Source organism: Comamonas sp. C24C, assembly GCF_053345995.1.
The window spans coordinates 244,952-261,927 of the sequence record NZ_JBKFBC010000003.1 but is presented as its reverse complement, the minus strand read 5'-3'; the positions used below and the strand labels follow the sequence as shown (position 1 = coordinate 261,927).

The 16,976-nt window shown below is 65.6% G+C and carries 12 protein-coding genes; 8 read left to right on the top strand and 4 right to left on the bottom strand.

What is annotated here, in order from left to right:
- Positions 1-243: 243 nt before the first annotated feature.
- Together ACLBXN_RS08075 and prfH are read left to right on the top strand one after the other, a co-directional pair.
- Positions 244-1,398: an RNA ligase RtcB family protein gene (locus ACLBXN_RS08075; protein WP_447611776.1), complete on the top strand. Its 1,155-nt coding sequence runs from the start codon at positions 244-246 to the stop codon at positions 1,396-1,398.
- A complete protein-coding gene (gene prfH / locus ACLBXN_RS08070) occupies positions 1,389-1,976 on the top strand; it encodes a peptide chain release factor H (protein WP_447611775.1) in 588 nt (195 codons plus the stop codon). Before ACLBXN_RS08075 ends, prfH begins: the two co-directional genes overlap by 10 nt.
- A 73-nt stretch (positions 1,977-2,049) precedes the next feature.
- Here prfH and ACLBXN_RS08065 read toward each other — a convergent pair whose 3' ends face one another.
- A complete protein-coding gene (locus tag ACLBXN_RS08065) occupies positions 2,050-2,808 on the bottom strand; it encodes a sulfite exporter TauE/SafE family protein (protein WP_447611774.1) in 759 nt (252 codons plus the stop codon).
- A gap of 146 nt (positions 2,809-2,954) precedes the next feature.
- On the opposite strand from ACLBXN_RS08065, the gene ACLBXN_RS08060 reads away from it, so the two are divergent.
- The 3 genes from ACLBXN_RS08060 (at position 2,955) to ACLBXN_RS08050 (ending at position 6,292) form a co-directional block, all read left to right on the top strand.
- Positions 2,955-3,860 carry a LysR substrate-binding domain-containing protein gene (locus ACLBXN_RS08060; protein WP_447611773.1) on the top strand — a complete coding sequence of 302 codons (906 nt, stop codon included), beginning with the start codon at positions 2,955-2,957 and terminating at the stop codon, positions 3,858-3,860.
- A 27-nt stretch (positions 3,861-3,887) separates the two neighbouring features.
- A complete protein-coding gene (gene trhP, locus ACLBXN_RS08055; RefSeq protein ID WP_447611772.1) occupies positions 3,888-5,276 on the top strand; it encodes a prephenate-dependent tRNA uridine(34) hydroxylase TrhP in 1,389 nt (462 codons plus the stop codon).
- A 155-nt stretch (positions 5,277-5,431) separates the two neighbouring features.
- Positions 5,432-6,292, top strand: coding sequence for a plasmid replication/partition related protein (locus ACLBXN_RS08050; RefSeq protein ID WP_087081748.1), 861 nt, complete (start codon positions 5,432-5,434; stop codon positions 6,290-6,292).
- Between the two features lie 228 nt (positions 6,293-6,520).
- Here the strand turns inward: ACLBXN_RS08050 and ACLBXN_RS08045 are convergent, their stop codons facing one another.
- Entirely contained in the window at positions 6,521-7,516 is a 996-nt protein-coding gene (locus tag ACLBXN_RS08045) for a Bug family tripartite tricarboxylate transporter substrate binding protein (RefSeq protein WP_447611771.1), read from the bottom strand.
- Positions 7,517-7,613: 97 nt separating this feature from the next.
- Complete coding sequence (gene ilvD, locus ACLBXN_RS08040; RefSeq protein WP_447611770.1) at positions 7,614-9,428, bottom strand: dihydroxy-acid dehydratase; 1,815 nt, start codon at positions 9,426-9,428, stop codon at positions 7,614-7,616.
- A 538-nt stretch (positions 9,429-9,966) separates the two neighbouring features.
- Here ilvD and ACLBXN_RS08035 point away from each other — a divergent pair.
- The 3 genes from ACLBXN_RS08035 to ACLBXN_RS08025 all read left to right on the top strand — a co-directional run bounded on the left by ACLBXN_RS08035 (position 9,967) and on the right by ACLBXN_RS08025 (position 13,864).
- Complete coding sequence (locus ACLBXN_RS08035) at positions 9,967-12,183, top strand: TonB-dependent receptor family protein (RefSeq protein ID WP_407713790.1); 2,217 nt, start codon at positions 9,967-9,969, stop codon at positions 12,181-12,183.
- Positions 12,184-12,246: 63 nt separating this feature from the next.
- Positions 12,247-13,368: a PepSY-associated TM helix domain-containing protein gene (locus tag ACLBXN_RS08030; RefSeq protein ID WP_447611769.1), complete on the top strand. Its 1,122-nt coding sequence runs from the start codon at positions 12,247-12,249 to the stop codon at positions 13,366-13,368.
- Between the two features lie 106 nt (positions 13,369-13,474).
- On the top strand, positions 13,475-13,864 hold the full coding sequence (locus ACLBXN_RS08025; RefSeq protein WP_407713792.1) for a VOC family protein: 390 nt from the start codon (positions 13,475-13,477) through the stop codon (positions 13,862-13,864).
- A 72-nt stretch (positions 13,865-13,936) separates the two neighbouring features.
- Here the strand turns inward: ACLBXN_RS08025 and ACLBXN_RS08020 are convergent, their stop codons facing one another.
- Positions 13,937-16,858 carry an aconitate hydratase gene (locus ACLBXN_RS08020; RefSeq protein ID WP_447611768.1) on the bottom strand — a complete coding sequence of 974 codons (2,922 nt, stop codon included), beginning with the start codon at positions 16,856-16,858 and terminating at the stop codon, positions 13,937-13,939.
- Between the last annotated feature and the right edge of the window lie 118 nt (positions 16,859-16,976).

Genomic DNA, 16,976 nt, shown 5'->3' with positions numbered 1-16,976 from the left:
CCACGACGGATTGCCCGCTTTCCCACTCACGCAAAGGAGAGAGCCATGTCCCAGACGACAAATCCCTTTGCAGTCGTGCCCGCCTAAAGCCTTCTAGCGCTTCCCGCCACGCTGCAGACCTCGCCCGGCCCATCAACGGTATGGAGTCAGGCCTTGCGCTGCGCGTGAATTCCCGGATGCCTCTCGGCCGAGCATGTCGCGACTGCCTATCGCTGATTTCATGCATTCGACCAAGGGCCATTCATGGGCAATTCTTTTTCGGACACCTATATCAAGGTGTTCGCCAACCGCAGCGTCTGGATCGAGGACGCTGCCATCCAGCAACTTCACACCACCGCCGCCAATCTGGACGGCATCCGCGCCGCCGTGGGTCTTCCCGACCTGCATCCGGGCCGGGGCTATCCGGTAGGCGCGGCATTCTTCTCGACAGGACGCTTCTACCCGGCCCTTGTCGGCGGCGACATAGGCTGCGGCATGTCCCTGTACGCAACCGAGCTGGCCGTGCACAAGACCTCGGGCACCAGGCTCGAAAAAGCCGTGGGCAATATCGACGGTCCTCTGCCTCAGGAGCTGCTGGAGACCGTGGACATGGAGCAGCTGCAGCAGATTGCGCAGACCAGCGGTGTCGCCGGTCTGGCCTATCTGCAGGAGAGTCTGGGCACCATCGGCGGCGGCAACCACTTTGCCGAGCTGCAGCAGGTCGAGACCCTCTACGAGGAAGGCGCGCTCGACAAAAAGCGCGTGCACCTCATGGTGCACAGCGGCTCGCGCGGCCTTGGCGGCGCCATACTGCGCGAGCATGTGCAGCGCTTCAGCCACGACGGCCTGGCCGCCGGCACCGAAGCCGCAAGGCAATACCTGCTGCAGCACGATGCCGCCATTGACTATGCGCGGCTCAACCGCAGCAGCATCGCCCAGCGCCTGCTGCGCGCGATCCGCACCCAGGGCGAGGCCGTGCTCGACATCACGCACAACCATGTGCTGCCCCACCACTGGCAGGGCCAGGACGGCTTTCTGCACCGCAAGGGCGCCACGCCGGCAGACCGGGGTCTGGTCGTCATTCCGGGCTCGCGCGGCGACTACAGCTATCTGGTGCGGCCCATCTCCGGCCGGCACGAGGCCCTGGATTCGCTGGCCCACGGCGCCGGCCGCAAATGGGCGCGCACGGACTGCGTGGGCCGGCTGCGGCCCCGCTTCACGCTGGAAGAGCTGCTGCGCACGCGCTTTGGCAGCGCCGTGGTCTGCGCCGACCGCGAGCTGGTCTACGAGGAGGCTCCCCAGGCCTACAAGGATGTGGACTCCGTGGTCGCCAGCCTGCAGCAAGCCGGCCTGGTGGAGCTGGTCGCGCGCCTCAAGCCCCTGCTGACCTACAAGAAGGGAGCCCTGCAATGCTGCTAATGCAACTGAGCTCGGCCCATGGTCCCGCAGAGTGCGAATACGCGCTGCAGCTGACGCTGCGCAAGCTGCTGCAGGCCTGCGCCGCCGAGGATCTCGCGGTCGAGGTGCTGGAGGAGTTCCGCACCCCGGCCGGCTACCGGTCGGTGCTGCTGCGCTGCGAGCGCGAGACGCCCGCCCTGCGCGAATGGCTGGGCACCATCCAGTGGATCTTCGCCAGCCCCTTTCGGCCCCGGCATCCGCGCAAGAACTGGTTCGTCGCCGTACAGCGCTGCGAGCCGCCGCGCCAGCTGGCCATGGACGGCGAGATCCAGTTCCAGTCCTGCAAGGCTTGCGGCAAGGGCGGCCAGCATGTCAACACCACGGACTCGGCCGTCCATGCCCTGCATGTGCCCAGCGGGATTGCCGTCAAAGTCATGAGCGAGCGCAGTCAGCATGCCAACAAGCGGTTGGCGCGCGAGCTGCTGGCCATCAAGCTGGCGCAGCACAATGCGCGCAGCGAGGGGCAGGCACAGCGCCTGCGCAGCCAGCAGCACTGGGAAGTCGAGCGCGGCCAGGCCGTCAAGGTTTTCCGCCTGTAGCCGTCCCGTGACGACATTGCCGCCCGCCTCGCGAACGCTGGGGCGCCGGCCATGTCGCTGCGGCCCCTGTCACTCAGAAGCACAGGTAGACCCCCAGGGCCAGCAGACTGAACATCAGCAGCTTTCTGAAAAGCTCGGGCGAGAGTTTTTCGCGCAGCAACTCGCCCCAGTGCATGCCGGCCAGCGCCGGAATCAGCATCAGGGCCGAAGCCAGCAGTCCCGGCCCCAGATCCTGCGCCTGCGCACCCAGGCCCTGACCCTGCCAGAGCAAACCGGCTCCCAGGGCCAGCGTGGAAGTGGTAAAGCACAGGCCCATGGCCTGCATGAGCGCGGGACGGGACAGGCCCAGCGACTGCAAAAAGGCCACGGCAGGCACGACAAAGACCCCGGTCACGGCCGTGATGGCGCCCGTCAGCAGGCCGCATGCCGCGCCCAGCCAGGCCTGGTGCGGCGCCGGCGTCTGCCAGCGCAGGCCTGACAGCCCCCACAGCGCATACATCGCCAGCGCCAGACCCAGCGCCGGCCTGGCTGCGGGCAGGCTGCCGACTCCGCCCCAGAGGGCCACACCGCCCAGCGTGCCCAGCACAATGCCCAGCTGCATCCAGCCCAGACGCTGCAGCAAGGGCCGCAAGCCCGCCACGGGCCGCATCTGCACCAGATTCGTCACCAGCGACGGCAACAGCAGCAAGGCCGCCGCCTGCGCGGGCGGCATGAACACCGCCAGCAGGGCCATGGAAACCGTGGGCAGGCCCAGACCCACCACGCCTTTGACACAACCCGCCAGGCCAAACACGGCAATGGCTGCCGCAGCCATCCAGCCTTCGTTCCACATCATCAATCCTTCGTATTATCCGAATCTTTAAACACCAGCAAGATCTATCTTTCTCTTGCTTAGCGCTGATAATCCTTCGACACAAGACTCTTTACCAACGGGATTATTCAAATCCAGACTTCGTATAAACCTTAGGCTTGAACCCCATGCGCTTTGACCTGACCGACCTCCAGCTGTTTGTGCACATCCTCGACAGCGGCACGCTGACGGCAGCGGCACAGCGCAGCCATCTCACGCTGGCCTCGGCCAGCGAGCGCGTGCGCGGCATGGAGCAGCTTCTGGGCACGGCGCTGCTCATCCGCAAGGCACGCGGTGTGCAGCCCACGGCTGCGGGCCACACCCTGGGCCAGCATGCACGCCAGGTGCTCAGCCAGATGCAGCTACTGCGTGGGGCCATGGGTGAATTCGGCGCCGGCCTGGCCGGCCAGATCCGGCTGCGCGGCAATACCTCGGCCGTGCGCGAGCATCTGCCGCTGGCCGTCAGCGGCTTTCTGCGCCAGCACCCGCAGATTGCGCTGGAGCTGCAGGAATGTCCCAGCAGCGAAGTGCTGGCCGGACTGCGCCAGGGCCTGTGCGATATTGGCGTGGCTGCCTGGGATGCCGAAGACGCGTCTGCGCTGGCAGGCCTGCACTGCCAGCCCTGGAGGCCGGACCCGCTGGCCGCTGCCTTGCCGCTGGGCCATGCGCTGGCCGCACGCCCGCAACTGAAACTGGCCGAGCTGCTGCACGAGAACTGGGTCGGCCTGCCGCGCGAATCCGCCCTGCAGCAGCTGCTGCAGAAACAGGCCTTGCGGATCAATGACCAGCTGCTGCGCATCCAGGTCCAGCTGCAGCATTTCGAGGGGCTGTGCCAGCTCGTGGGCCAGGGCGTCGGCATTGCCGTGCTGCCGCTGGCCGCCGTGCAGCGCCACGCCGCCGCCACCGGCGTGGTGGCTGTGCCGCTGTCCGACGCCTGGGCGCAGCGCCAGCTGCTGCTGTGCACGCCCGCCGCGACGGCCTCCCTCTCATTGCCCGCGCGGCAGTTGCACATGCAACTGCTACAGACCGCGTAGCCTTAGCAAGCCACGGTGAAAAGCGCTATGCGGGACAATAGCGCCATCATGACCCTCAAAGCCCCCGAACTGCTGCTGCCTGCCGGCTCGCTCGACAAGATGCGCGCCGCCTACGACTTTGGTGCCGACGCCGTCTACGCCGGCCAGCCGCGCTACAGCTTGCGCGCGCGCAACAACGAATTCCGCCTGGAGCAGATCGGCCAGGGCATTGCCGAGGCCCATGCACGCGGCAAGAAGTTCTTCCTGACCAGCAATCTGATTGCGCACAACGACAAGGTCCGCACCTATCTGCGCGACATCGAACCCATCATCGCCATGAAGCCCGACGCCATGATCATGGCCGACCCCGGGCTCATCATGATGGTCAAGGAAAAATGGCCCGAGCAGGAAATCCACCTGTCCGTACAGGCCAACACCACCAATCACGCCACCGTGAAGTTCTGGCAGAAGATGGGCGTCTCGCGCATCATCCTGTCGCGCGAGCTGAGCCTGGACGAGATCGAGAAGATCCGCCAGGAATGCCCCGACATGGAGCTGGAAGTGTTTGTGCACGGCGCACTGTGCATCGCCTACTCGGGCCGCTGCCTGCTGTCGGGCTACTTCAACCGCCGCGACCCCAACCAGGGCACCTGCACCAACGCCTGCCGCTGGGACTACAAGACGCATGACGCGGCCGTGGACCCCAACACCGGCGAGGCGCTGGGCCAGACCATGGAAAACGGCTTCAACTTCGAGGAAGCCAAGAACGATCTGGACAACCAGTTCACCAGCACCTGCGGCGACCAGCAGCGCCACCCCAAGGCCGATGCCATCTATCTGCTCGAGGAAAAAGGCCGCCCCGGCGAGTTGATGCCCATCATGGAAGATGAGCATGGCACCTACATCATGAACTCCAAGGACCTGCGCGCCGTGGAGCATGTCGAGCGCCTGACCAAGATCGGCGTGGACTCGCTCAAGATCGAAGGCCGCACCAAGAGCCTGTACTACGTGGCCCGCACCGCCCAGACCTACCGCCGCGCCATCGACGACGCCGTGGCCGGTCGCCCGTTCAACCCGCATCTGATCACCGAACTCGAAGGCCTGGCGAATCGCGGCTATACCGGCGGCCTGCTGGAGCGCCGCCCTGCCAACGACTACCAGAACTACGAAACCGGCCACAGCGTGCTGCAGCGCAGCCACTTCGTGGGCGCGGTGCGCGGTTATGCCGACGGCATGGCCGAGATTGAAACCATGAACCGTTTCGCCGTGGGCGACACCATCGAAGTGATTCATCCCCAGGGCAACCGCCAGGTCAAGCTGGAGAAGATGTTCAACCTCGAAGGCCAGCCCGTGGAAGTCGCACAAGGCAACCCCGTGCGCGTGCGCATTCCGCTGGAAGGCCCTGTGGAAGGTGCGCTGATTTCGCGACTGCTGTAAGCTCGACCGGCTTTGCTTTTCCAACGCCCCATTCGCTGGGGCGTTGCTCTTTTGTCTATAGCTGCTTTCGCTCGCCCCGTCTTGAATTCACATTGATTTCATGCTGAAAACGAATACCAACAAGCGCAAGCAGCTCCTCAATTTAAAGAACACACATGGAACTGAAGATTGACGAAGGCCTGAAGGCCTATATCGACCCTCTGACCCCGGACGAGCACGAATCGCTGGAGCGCAGCATCCTCGCCGAAGGCTGCCGCGACTCCCTGGTGGTCTGGGGCGATCTGCTCATCGACGGCCACAACCGCTACGGCATCTGCCAGAAGCACGGCCTGCCCTACAACACCGTGCAGGCCACGCAGTTCAAGAACATGGACGACGTGCATCTGTGGATGATCGACCAGCATCTGGGCCGCCGCTCGGTCTCCGACTTCCAGCGCGGTGTGCTGGCGCTGCGCAAGCGCGAGATCATTGCCGAGCGACGCGCTGCAGCAGCCGCTGCCGTGAACGCCGCCAAGGCCGCCCAGCCGGCCAGCGAGGAAGCCCCCTGGGAAGGCGAGACCGACCCCGTGGTGGCCCAGGCCCTGGCCAGCGTGGCCAAGGTGCCCGACGAGGCACTGGACACACGTGAAGCCCTGGCCCGCGCCGCCCGCCTGTCGGCCGGCCAGGTCAAGATGATCGAGACCATCCAGGAAAAGGCCGCGCCCGAAGTCGTGGCAGCGGTCAAGGCCGGTGAACTCTCGCTCAATGCCGCAGCCGTGGTCGCCACCCTGCCCGAGGAAGAGCAGCAGGCCGTGGCCGCCGAAGGCGCCGATGCGCTCAAGCAGGCCGCCAAGCGCGTGCGCGACGCCAAGAAAAAGCCCAAGGCCGCCAAGCCCGAAGCCGAAGAATCGGCAGAAGCCGCGCCAGCCGCCAGCCCCGAAGAGCTGCAGGCCCGCGTCACCGAGCTGGAGGCCGAGAACGAGCGCCTGCGCCTGCAGGTCAAGACCTTGCAGGACCTGCTGGCCGAACAGGGTTAAGTCGCGCCAGCTGCGATGGTCCCTGCCTGCCGCTCAGAATGCATCGAAACCATGGGCGCGCAGGCTTTTTCGCATGAGCTGCACGACCCTGGGCCGGCGTTCGTGCGGCATGCGATTTTCGGCGGCAGCCACGCTGCTCCCTGCCAGCACATCGCCGCTGGCGGTTTGACAGGACCGCGCCGGCCGCCAGGTCGGCGGCACGATCCCGAGACCACCGGACACGGTTGATCAGGCCTCGGCCGTGAAGCCCACCTGCTTGACGATGGGCGCCCACTTGGCCAGGTCTTCCCTGATCAGCGCCGCCAGCTCGGCGGGCGAGGACGACATGGCCTCCAGGCCGAACACGGCCAGGCTGTCGACCACATCGGGACTGGCCAGGGCCTGACGCATCTGGGCGTTGAGCCGCTCCACCTGATCGGGCTTGGCCTTGGCCGGCAGGAAGAAGCCGAACCACTCGCTGTGGGCCATGTTCTTGTAACCCTGCTCGGTATAGGTGGGCACCTTGGGCATGAAGCGGTTGCGCTTTGCGCCGCTCACGCCCAGCAGGCGCATCTTGCCGCTGGCCGCGTGCTGCATGGCATCGCCCACGGGGCAGCTCACCGCGGCGATGTTGCCGCCCATCATGTCCATGAGCGCGGGCTGCGAGCCGCGATAGCCCACGTGCTTGAACTCCACGCCCGCCTGCTGGCCCAGCAGGGCTCCGACGAAGTGCGGCGTGGAGCCCGCGGCGGGCGAACCAAAGCTGGCGCCGTCGGGATGCGTCTTGGCCCAGGCAAAGAACTCGGGGACGGTGGTCACGCTGGCCGGCACCATGGGGCCGACGGCAAAGCCGAAGTCGAAGATACAGCCCACGGTCACGGGCGTGAGATCGGCCACGGGGTCGTAGCCCAGCTTCTTGTAGATGTGCGGGTAAATGGTGAGCATGGAGGTGGGCGTCTGCAGCATCACCGAGCCATCGGCCGGGCGGCCCTTGACGTAGTTGATGGCGATCTGCCCGCCCGCGCCCGTGCGGTTCTCCACCACCACGGCCTTGGCATAGGCGGCGAGCTTGGTGCCCACGCGGCGGCAGATGGCGTCCGAGGTACCACCGGCCGCGAAGCCGGTGATGATGTTCAGATTCTCGAGCGGCGCCTGGGCCAGTGCCGGCAGGCCCAGACCCGAAAGCAGCGCTCCCGCGCTGCCCGAACCTGTGGCCTGCAGCCATTCACGGCGGTTGAAGTTCATATTGGTCTCCTTGGTGTTTTGAGTCGTCGTTGATTCTGTCCTTCAGGCCCTGGAGCGATTTCACCCTCCCGGGTCGCAGCCTTTGCCTCTGCGCGCATCACTTGCTGTCGCGCAGCCAGGTCACCGCCCCCGAATGCGTGACCGCGCCCTGGTGGGCCGGGCGTACGGTCAGCGCGTATTTCTCCAGCAGCCCGCCCAGGGGGCGCTGCTGCGCCCGGCTGGCCCTGGCGGCTTCCAGCCGCGCGGCGATGACGGCGGACTCCAGCTCCACCGTGATGCTGCGCGCGCCGGCCCGCGCATCGATGGCGATGATGTCGCCGTCCTGCAGTGCGGCAATCGGCCCGCCGTCAGCGGCCTCCGGCCCCGCGTAGCCTATGCACAGGCCGCGCGTGGCGCCCGAGAAGCGCCCGTCGGTGAGCAGCGCCACCTTGTCGCCCATGCCCTGGCCGTAGAGCAAGGCAGTGATGCCCAGCATCTCGCGCATGCCGGGGCTGCCCTTGGGGCCTTCGTTGCGTATCACCAGCACATCCCCGCTCTCGTAGGCCATGGCCTGCACGGCGTCCTGTGCCTGTTCCTCGGAGTCGAAGACGCGGGCCGGGCCGCGGTGCACCAGTGTCTTGAGCCCTGCGGTCTTGAGCAGGGCACCGTCCGGGCACAGATTGCCCTTGAGCACCGTGAGCCCGCCGTCCGCCGAGATCGGGTTGCCGGCCTTGCGCACCACTTCGCCGTCGGGCTCGGCGGCATCGGCCAGTTCCTCGGCCAGCGTGCGGCCCGTGAAGGTGAGCGCATCGCCATGCAGCAGCCCCTGCTCCAGCAGGGTGCGCAGGATGACGGCCGCACCGCCGATGTAGTAGACATCACGTGCCAGGAAGCGGCCCCCGGGCTTGAGGTCTGCGATCAGCGGCGTGCGCGCGAAGATCTCGGCCACGTCGTCGAGGTGAAAGCGTATGCCGGCCTCGTGTGCGATCGCCGGCAGGTGCAGGGCCGCATTCGTGGAGCCCCCCGTGGCGCAGACCACGGCGCAGGCGTTTTCCAGGGCCTTGCGCGTGACAATGTCGCGCGGCAGCACGGCCTCGCCCCTGGCGCTGGCCCAGACCATTTCCATGAGCTGGCGGCCAGCGCGGCGCATCAGCGGCGCGCGTTCGCTGAACACGGCCGGCACCATGCTGGAGCCAATGGGCGCCAGGCCCAGAGCCTCGCTGACCATGCCCATGGTGTTGGCTGTGAACTGCCCGGCGCAGGCCCCGGCCGAGGGCAGGCAGGAGCGTGTGACGGTGTCCAGCTCCTGCAGGGTGGAGGTGCCGGCCAGCACCTTGCCTATGGTCTCGTAGGTGTCGACCACGTTGAGGTCACGCCCCGAGACGCTGCCCGGCATCTGCCCGGGCAGGGCCGAGCCGCCATGCACGAAGACGCTGGGCACATTGCAGCGCACCATGGCCATCATCAGGCCCGGCAGGTTCTTGTCGCAGGCACCCACGGCAAAGATGCCGTCCCACTGGTGGCCGCGCACCGAGGCCTCCACGCTATCGGCGATCAGCTCGCGCGAGATCAGCGAAAAGCGCATGCCCGAATGCGCCATGGTCAGGCCGTCGCTGACCGAGACCACGGGGCACTCGTGCGGCATGCCGCCGCCCGCGTAGATGCCGGTCTTGGCATGCTGGGCCTGGTCGCGGAGATTCATATTGCAGGGACTCATCTCCCCGCCCGTATGGAATACGCCCACATGCGGGCGTGCAATCTCCTCATCGTCCTGGCCCAGCGCATGCAGAAAGCTGCGCGCGCTGGCGCGCAAGGTGCCGCGGTGCACGATGGCCGAGCGCAGGCCCGGGGCGGAGGATGGCACAGAGGAGTCGGAGGGTTCAGCGTGGCCGCTGGCAGCGGCCTGGGGATCGGTGGAGCGGGAATCGTTCATGGGGCGCGAAGCGGAAGCGGGATGAAGTCCAGCGGCTGCAGGAATGTGCCGGAACTTCGCCGCATGTTTATGAACGATAACGGTCAGCCCCGGTCCTGAACATTGGCGTTTCACCTTGCCGCCGCCCGCCTTGCCACAGGAAAAAGCCCGCAGGCGCAGCATTGCGCGGAGACATCTGCCGAACGCCCGCGACCGCAGGCTTTACTGCGGCCAGGCATGTCAGGCCAGCAGCTGCGCTGCCGCAACTGCCCAGTCTGCAGGAGCTGCTGCCCGAACAGGGTCAAGCCCCTCTCCTGGCAGCGCCCACACGCAGCGCCCCCGGGCGGCCAGACTGCCGAACGGAGAGACTGCTATTTGTGTATCAACATAACCACAAACAGCCAAATGACAGGCATTCTCATTAATATCTGCGCCTGCCAATAAACGCCACATAGCCCCCTCCGGCCCCGACTGAAGACAAGAGATGCCGCCAGCGCAAGGCTGGCGCAGCGCGCTGTTCATGCCAGCCTGGTGCTGTGTGCCCTCCCCTACAACACCTATGGCTAACCTCCATCTTTCCGACTCCCCCGCTTTTCGCCTGAGCAGCGCCGCCGCTGCCGTTGCCACAGCCCTTGGCGTGCTCGCCAGCCCCGTTCATGCACAGACGGCCAACACCGCCGCTACCGAAGCCGCCCTCGACTCGGTCACCGTCACCGGCAACTGGCTGGACGGCGACATGTCCAGCGCCGAGAAGGTGCTGGAGCATCCTGGCGCCCGCACCATCGTCGAGCGCGAGCGTATTCAGGAAAGCGGCGCAGCCACCTTGCGCGAAGCGCTGCGTCTGGTGCCCGGTGTGCAGGTTCAGGACAGCAACGGCACGGGCGGCAGCGATATCTCTCTGAACCTGAGCGTGCGCGGCCTGACCGCGCGCCTGTCGCCACGCTCCTATGTGCTGCAGGACGGCGTGCCCGTTTCCTACGCCCCCTACGGTCAGCCCCAGTTGTCGCTGGCGCCCGTGGCGCTGGGCAATCTGGACTCCATCGACGTGGTGCGCGGCGCAGGTTCGGTGCGCTACGGCCCGCAGAACGTGGGCGGCATCATCAACTTCACGACGCGCGCCATTCCCAAGACCTTTGCGGCCGAAGCTTCCATCGGCACCGAGATCTACAGCCACGGCGGCAATGTGAAGACCACGCCCAGCTTCTTTGTGGGCGGCACCAACGAGTCGGGCCTGGGTCTGGCCGTGCTGTATTCGGGCACGCACGGCAAAGGCTGGCGCAGCAGCAACGACAAGACCGACATCGACGACCTGCTGGTCAAGGGCAGCTACAAGCTCAGCAACAACAGCAGCATTTCCGCTTCGCTGCACCATTTCGAGGGCAAGGGCCAGATGCCCGGCGGCCTGACCACGGCGCAGTACGCCGCCGACCCGTTCCAGAGCACGCGCAACTACGACCAGTTCACAGGCCGCCGCACCGACGGCTCGCTCAAGTACAGCTACAAGGACGGCCGCAACAACTTCGAAGTGCTCAGCTACTACGTGGACTCCTTCCGCGGCAGCTATATCGAACGCGACGCCACTGGCGCCAATGCCGGCAAGCGCAGCCTCACGGCCGCACCGCGCGACTACAGCTACTACGGCGTGGAGCCGCGCTACTCGCGCATTTTCGAGACCGGCTCCGTGGTGCAGGAGGTCAGCGTGGGCTATCGCTACCTGAAGGAAAAGAGCTCTGAAACGGCGCTGGCCACTTCGGGCTTCTATGTGCCCGGCCAGGTCGATGCCATGGCTCTGCCGCTGAACACCACCCAGACCAGCCAGGGCGGCACCACGGCCAATGCCTTCTATATCGACAACCGCATCGATGTGGGCAACTGGACCATCACGCCCGGCGTGCGCTACGAGCGCATCCGCTCCTTCAACAACGTGGTGGACTACAAGGGCGCGACCGCAGCAGCCATCTACCCGACGGCGGCCGCCAACGAACTGCTGCCCACGCTGTCGGTGCTCTACCGCGTCGACAGCCACTGGTCGGTGTTCGCGAATGCCGGCAAGTCCTTCGGGCCCCAGCAGTACGCACAGCTGGCCCAGTCGTCCAACAACCAGCTCTATCCCGAATCGGCCAAGACCTATGAGCTGGGCACGCACTACAAGAGCGACACCTGGAACGGCGAGCTGACGCTGTTCAACATCGACTTCAACAAGGAGCTGTTCCTGGACCGCCCGGGTGACGGCACCGGCAACGGCATCTGGACCGATCTGGGCGCCACACGCCACCGTGGTCTGGAATCGGCGCTGCGCTATGACTTCGGCAAGAACTATCCGGCACTCAAGGGCCTGTCGCTGGGCATGAGCTATACCTTCACCCAGGCCACCAGCCAGGCCGGCCCCTTCGCAGGCCGCGACCTGCCGCTTTATTCGCGCCACACGGCCGGCCTGTCGGCACGTTATGCAATGGAGCGCTGGACCTTCAATGCCGACCTGAACGCCCAGTCCAAGCAGCGCTCGCCCGGCACGCCCGGCACCAGCGCCAAGCCCAACTCCTACATCACGCAGGAAGATGCCAACGGCAATCTGGGCGATATCCCGGGCTTTGCCATCCTCGGCCTGCGCACCAGCTACCAGGCAGGCAAGGAGCTGAACAATCTGCGCCTGACCGTGGGCATGAAGAACGTGTTTGACCGCCGCTACTTCACCCGCTCCACCGACAACAACGGCGGCGGCAAATACGTGGGCATGCCACGCACCCTGTACGTTCAGGCCACCCTGCCGTTCTAAGCGGCGCACCCCGCGAGTCCACCCTCAAGGCCGGTCTCGCGGGACATCACACCATCACGCGCAATGACTTCGCTCCGTTCTCTGTGGCTGCGCTTGCATCGCTGGTTCGCCCTGGGCCTGGGCTGGATTCTGATTCTGGCCGGGCTCACCGGCACCCTGCTCATCATCGGCCAGCCGCTGGACCGCATGGCGCACCCCGAACTGTTCCAGGCCCGCACTACGAATGCGCAGCAGGCCCGGCAGGCCGCCGCGCTGACGCCGATACTGGCAAGAGCCCATGAGGAATTCGGCAGCAAGGCCACTTTGCGCTTCCGGCTGCCGCAGCAGGCTCAGGACAGCCTGTGGCTGCGTGTTCAGGCGGCAGACTGGCGCGGCACCATTTACCTGGATCCCGTGACCGGCCAGGAGCAGGGCCGGCGCGGCGAGACCGAGGGCTTTGTCAACACACTGTTCAAGCTGCACAGCACCTTGCTGCTCGACGCCAATGGCAAGGCCATACTGGCCTGGACCACGCTGGCCTACGTGCTGCTGCTGACGGGCGTCATTCTCTGGTGGCCCAAGCGCTGGCCGGGCAACTGGCGCATAGAACTCAACAAGAGTCTGGTGCGCGCCCTGTTCGACATGCACCGCATCGGCGGCATGATCATGGGCCTGCTGATCGCGGTCTCGGTCGTCACCGGTGCCTATATGGCATGGCGGCCGCTGGGCGACTGGCTCAATGTGCTCGCCAGCAGCACGGCAGTCAAGCCCCCCAAACTGCCCACACTGGCTGCGCAAGGCTCCGCCCAACCGCTACCCGCCGATGTGGACGCCATGCTGGCCTCGGCCCGTGCGGCCATGCCCGATGCTCAGGCCAGCTTTGTGCAGTTGCCGCCCAATGCCAAACAGCCCGTACGCATCCGCTTTCGCGCCCCCGGCGAACCGCACCCCAACGGCATCAGCTCGGTATGGCTGGACCCGCGCAACGGGGCGGTGCTGGACGTCAGGCGCTGGAATGAACTCGACCCCGGCGCTGCGGCGGTGGCCGTGGCCTATCCACTGCACACGGGCGAGCTGGGTGGCGTGCCGATGGAAGTCCTGGCCGGTCTCAACGGCCTGGTGCTGGGCGGCCTGGGCATCAGCGGAATCTGGCTCTGGTGGCACCGCCGCAAGGCCAGAAAGCTGGCTGCCCGGAGAAAGTCCTGAGCGAGCCGGACTCGGATATCCCCGTTCAGGGTCGGGTCCGCTTGCATCACAGCCTCTACGGCCTCAGCATCTGGACTTCCACCGATGAGCAGACAAGGAGCTGGAGATGGCTATGAATCCCGTTGGCTGGTTCGAGATCTACGTGCAGGACATGTCACGCGCCAGGAGCTTCTACGAAGCCGTGCTGGGCTGTCAACTGCAAGCGCTGGCCATGCCGGAAGGCGGCGAGCACCCCGATATGGAAATGTGGGCCTTTCCAGGGCAGCCGGATAACGCTGGCGCCACCGGGGCGCTGGTCCGCATGCCGGAATGCCCCTCTGGCGGCGGCGGCACGCTGGTCTATTTTGTCTGTGAAGACTGCGCCGAGCAGGCCGCACGCGTCGCGCAGAACGGCGGCAGCCTGCACCGCGACAAGGTCTCCATAGGCCCCTATGGCTTTATTGCACTGGCCATCGACACCGAAGGCAATATGTTTGGCCTGCACTCGATGAAATAGGGCTTGCACCGGTCCACGAAAAAGGCCTGCCTCCGAGGAGAGCAGGCCTTTTGACTTGGCAAGCGGGCGCAATCAGGCCAGCAGCTGCCTCAGCACATAGGGCAGGATGCCGCCATGGCGGTAGTAGTCCACCTCGATGGGGGTGTCGATGCGCAGCTTCACGGTCACGGTTTTCTTGCTGCCGTCGGGCCTGGTGATCACCAGCTGGGCATCGCTTTGCGGCGCCAGGTCGGTGGCCGGGATCACATCGATGAACTCCTCGCCCGTCAGGCCCAGGCTTTGCCAGCTGTCATTGCCCTTGAACTGCAGCGGCAACACGCCCATGCCCACCAGATTGGAGCGGTGAATGCGCTCGAAGCTGCGCGCCACCACGGCCTTGATGCCCAGCAGCTGCGTGCCCTTGGCCGCCCAGTCGCGGCTGGAGCCCGTGCCGTATTCCTCGCCGGCCAGCACCACCGTGGCGCGGCCCGCGGCCTGGTACTTCATGGCCGCGTCGTAAATGGCCATCTTCTCGGCCCGGCCATGGTCGTCGCGGAACAGGGTGACGCCGCCCTCCTCGCGCGAGCCGTCGGCTGCGGCAGGAATCATCAGGTTCTTGATACGCACGTTGGCAAAAGTGCCGCGCATCATCACCTCATGGTTGCCCCGGCGCGAGCCATAGCTGTTGAAGTCGGCCTTTTGCACGCCATGCTCGAGCAACCACTTGCCTGCCGGCGAAGACTCCTTGATGGAGCCTGCAGGCGAGATATGGTCGGTAGTGATGGAGTCACCGAACAAGGCCATGACGCGGGCACCGTGCACCGCGCTGGAGTTTGAGCCTTTTTGACCTGCAGCGCTTTCTCCGTCTGCGGATGGCGCTTTCAAATCCAGAGCAAAGTCGGCAAAGAACGGCGGCTCGGCGATATAGGTGCTCTCGGGCCAGGTGTAGGTGGAGCCCGTCACCCCCCGAATCTTTTCCCAGAGCTTGCCCGGCTCGCTGGCCACCTGCTCGTAATTGCTGCGGAAGGCCTTGCCGTTCATGGCGAACTTGAGCAGCTCCTGAATCTCCTCGCTGCTGGGCCAGATGTCGCCCAGATACACGTCCTTGCCGCCCTTGCCCTTGCCCACGGGCTCGGTCATCAGGTCCTTGCGCACCGTACCGGCAATCGCGTAAGCCACCACCAGCGGAGGGCTGGCCAGGAAGTTGGCCTTGATATTGGGGTGAATGCGGGCCTCGAAATTGCGGTTGCCCGAGAGCACGGCCGCGCAGACCAGATTGTTCTGCGTGATGACGGCATTGATCTCGGGAGTGAGATCACCGGCATTGCCGATGCAGGTGGTGCAGCCGTAGCCGGCCAGTGCAAAGCCCAGCTTTTCCAGATAGGGCAGCAAGCCCGCCTCGGTCAGATAACGGGTCACGAGGCGGGAGCCCGGCGCCAGCGAGGTCTTGATATGCGGCTTGACCTTGAGGCCGGCCTGCACTGCCTTCTTGGCCAGCAGGCCCGCCGCCAGCATGACGCTGGGGTTGGAGGTATTGGTGCAGCTGGTGATGGCGGCAATCAGCACATCGCCGCTGCCAATATCGAAGCTTCTGTTTGGCTCGGCCAGGGCCTGGCTGGCTTCGACCGCAATCGCGCTGGCCTCGACCTTGCCGGTCTCGGGCGTGTTGCTCACCATCTCGACCTTGTTGCGCTCCGCATCGGCGGGCAGGGGCTTGCTCTCGGGCTTCAAGGCCTCGGGGCCGTCGGGACTCACCAGATGACGGCGCACCAGCTGATCGGCAGGGAGATTGAAACCATTCTGGGCCACGGGAGCGCTGAACAGCTCGTCGAACTGCCCGGCCACATGGCCGATCTCGATGCGGTCCTGCGGACGCTTGGGACCGGCCAGACTCGGCGCCACCTTGCCCAGATCCAGCTTGACCACATGCGAGTAATCGATCTCGCCGGCCTGGGGCACGCCAAACAGCTGCTGGGCCTTGAAATAGGCTTCGAAGGCCTGGATCTCGCTCTTGGTGCGCCCGGTTCCCTTGAAGTACTCGATGGTCTTTTCGTCGACCGGGAAGAAACCCATGGTCGCCCCATATTCAGGAGCCATATTGCCGATGGTGGCGCGGTCCGGCAGCGAAAGGCTGCGCGTGCCCTCGCCAAAGAACTCGACGAATTTGCCGACCACTTTTTCCTTGCGCAGCAGCTCCGTGACCGTGAGCACCAGATCGGTGGCCGTCACGCCCTCGCGCAACTGGCCGGTCAGCTCGAACCCAACCACATCGGGTGTGAGGAAGTACACAGGCTGGCCCAGCATGGCCGCCTCGGCCTCGATGCCGCCCACACCCCAGGCCACCACGCCGATGCCGTTGATCATGGTGGTATGGCTGTCGGTGCCGACCAGGGTGTCAGGGTAGTACACCGCCTCGCCCTTGCCGCTCCTGGCCTTGTGCACGCCGCGCGCCAGGTATTCCAGATTGACCTGGTGCACGATGCCGAAGCCCGGCGGCACGACGCCGAAGGTGTCGAAGGCCTGCATGCCCCATTTCATGAACTGGTAGCGCTCCTGGTTGCGCTGGAACTCCAGCTTCATGTTCAGGTCCAGCGCCTTCTTGGTGCCGAAGTAGTCCACCATGATGGAGTGGTCCACCACCAGGTCCACGGGCACCAGCGGCTCGATGGACTTGGGCTTCTTGCCCAGCTTGGCAGCCGTGCTGCGCATGGCGGCCAGGTCGGCCAGCAGGGGCACGCCGGTGAAATCCTGCAGCACCACGCGTGCGACGACAAACGGAATCTCGTCGACACGCTCGGCCCTGGGCTGCCAGCGCGCCAGCTGCGCCACATGCTCCTCGGTGATCTTGTTGCCATCGCAGTTGCGCAGCACCGACTCCAGCACGATGCGGATCGAGACCGGCAGTCGCTTGATTTCGGGAAACTGCTTGGCAAGTGCAGGCAGCGAATAGAACTTGGCTTTCTTGCCTTCGGCCAGCTCAAAGGACTTCAGGGTTTTGGCAAAAGCATGCGACATCGTGAGACTCTCCATGGACAGAACACAGGGGTAACGCTTTTACATTCCATTGTGCACACAATGCCCGTGAAAAGGGTGGGACAGGGCGCCGGCCATGCGAACCTGGCTCACATGGGCG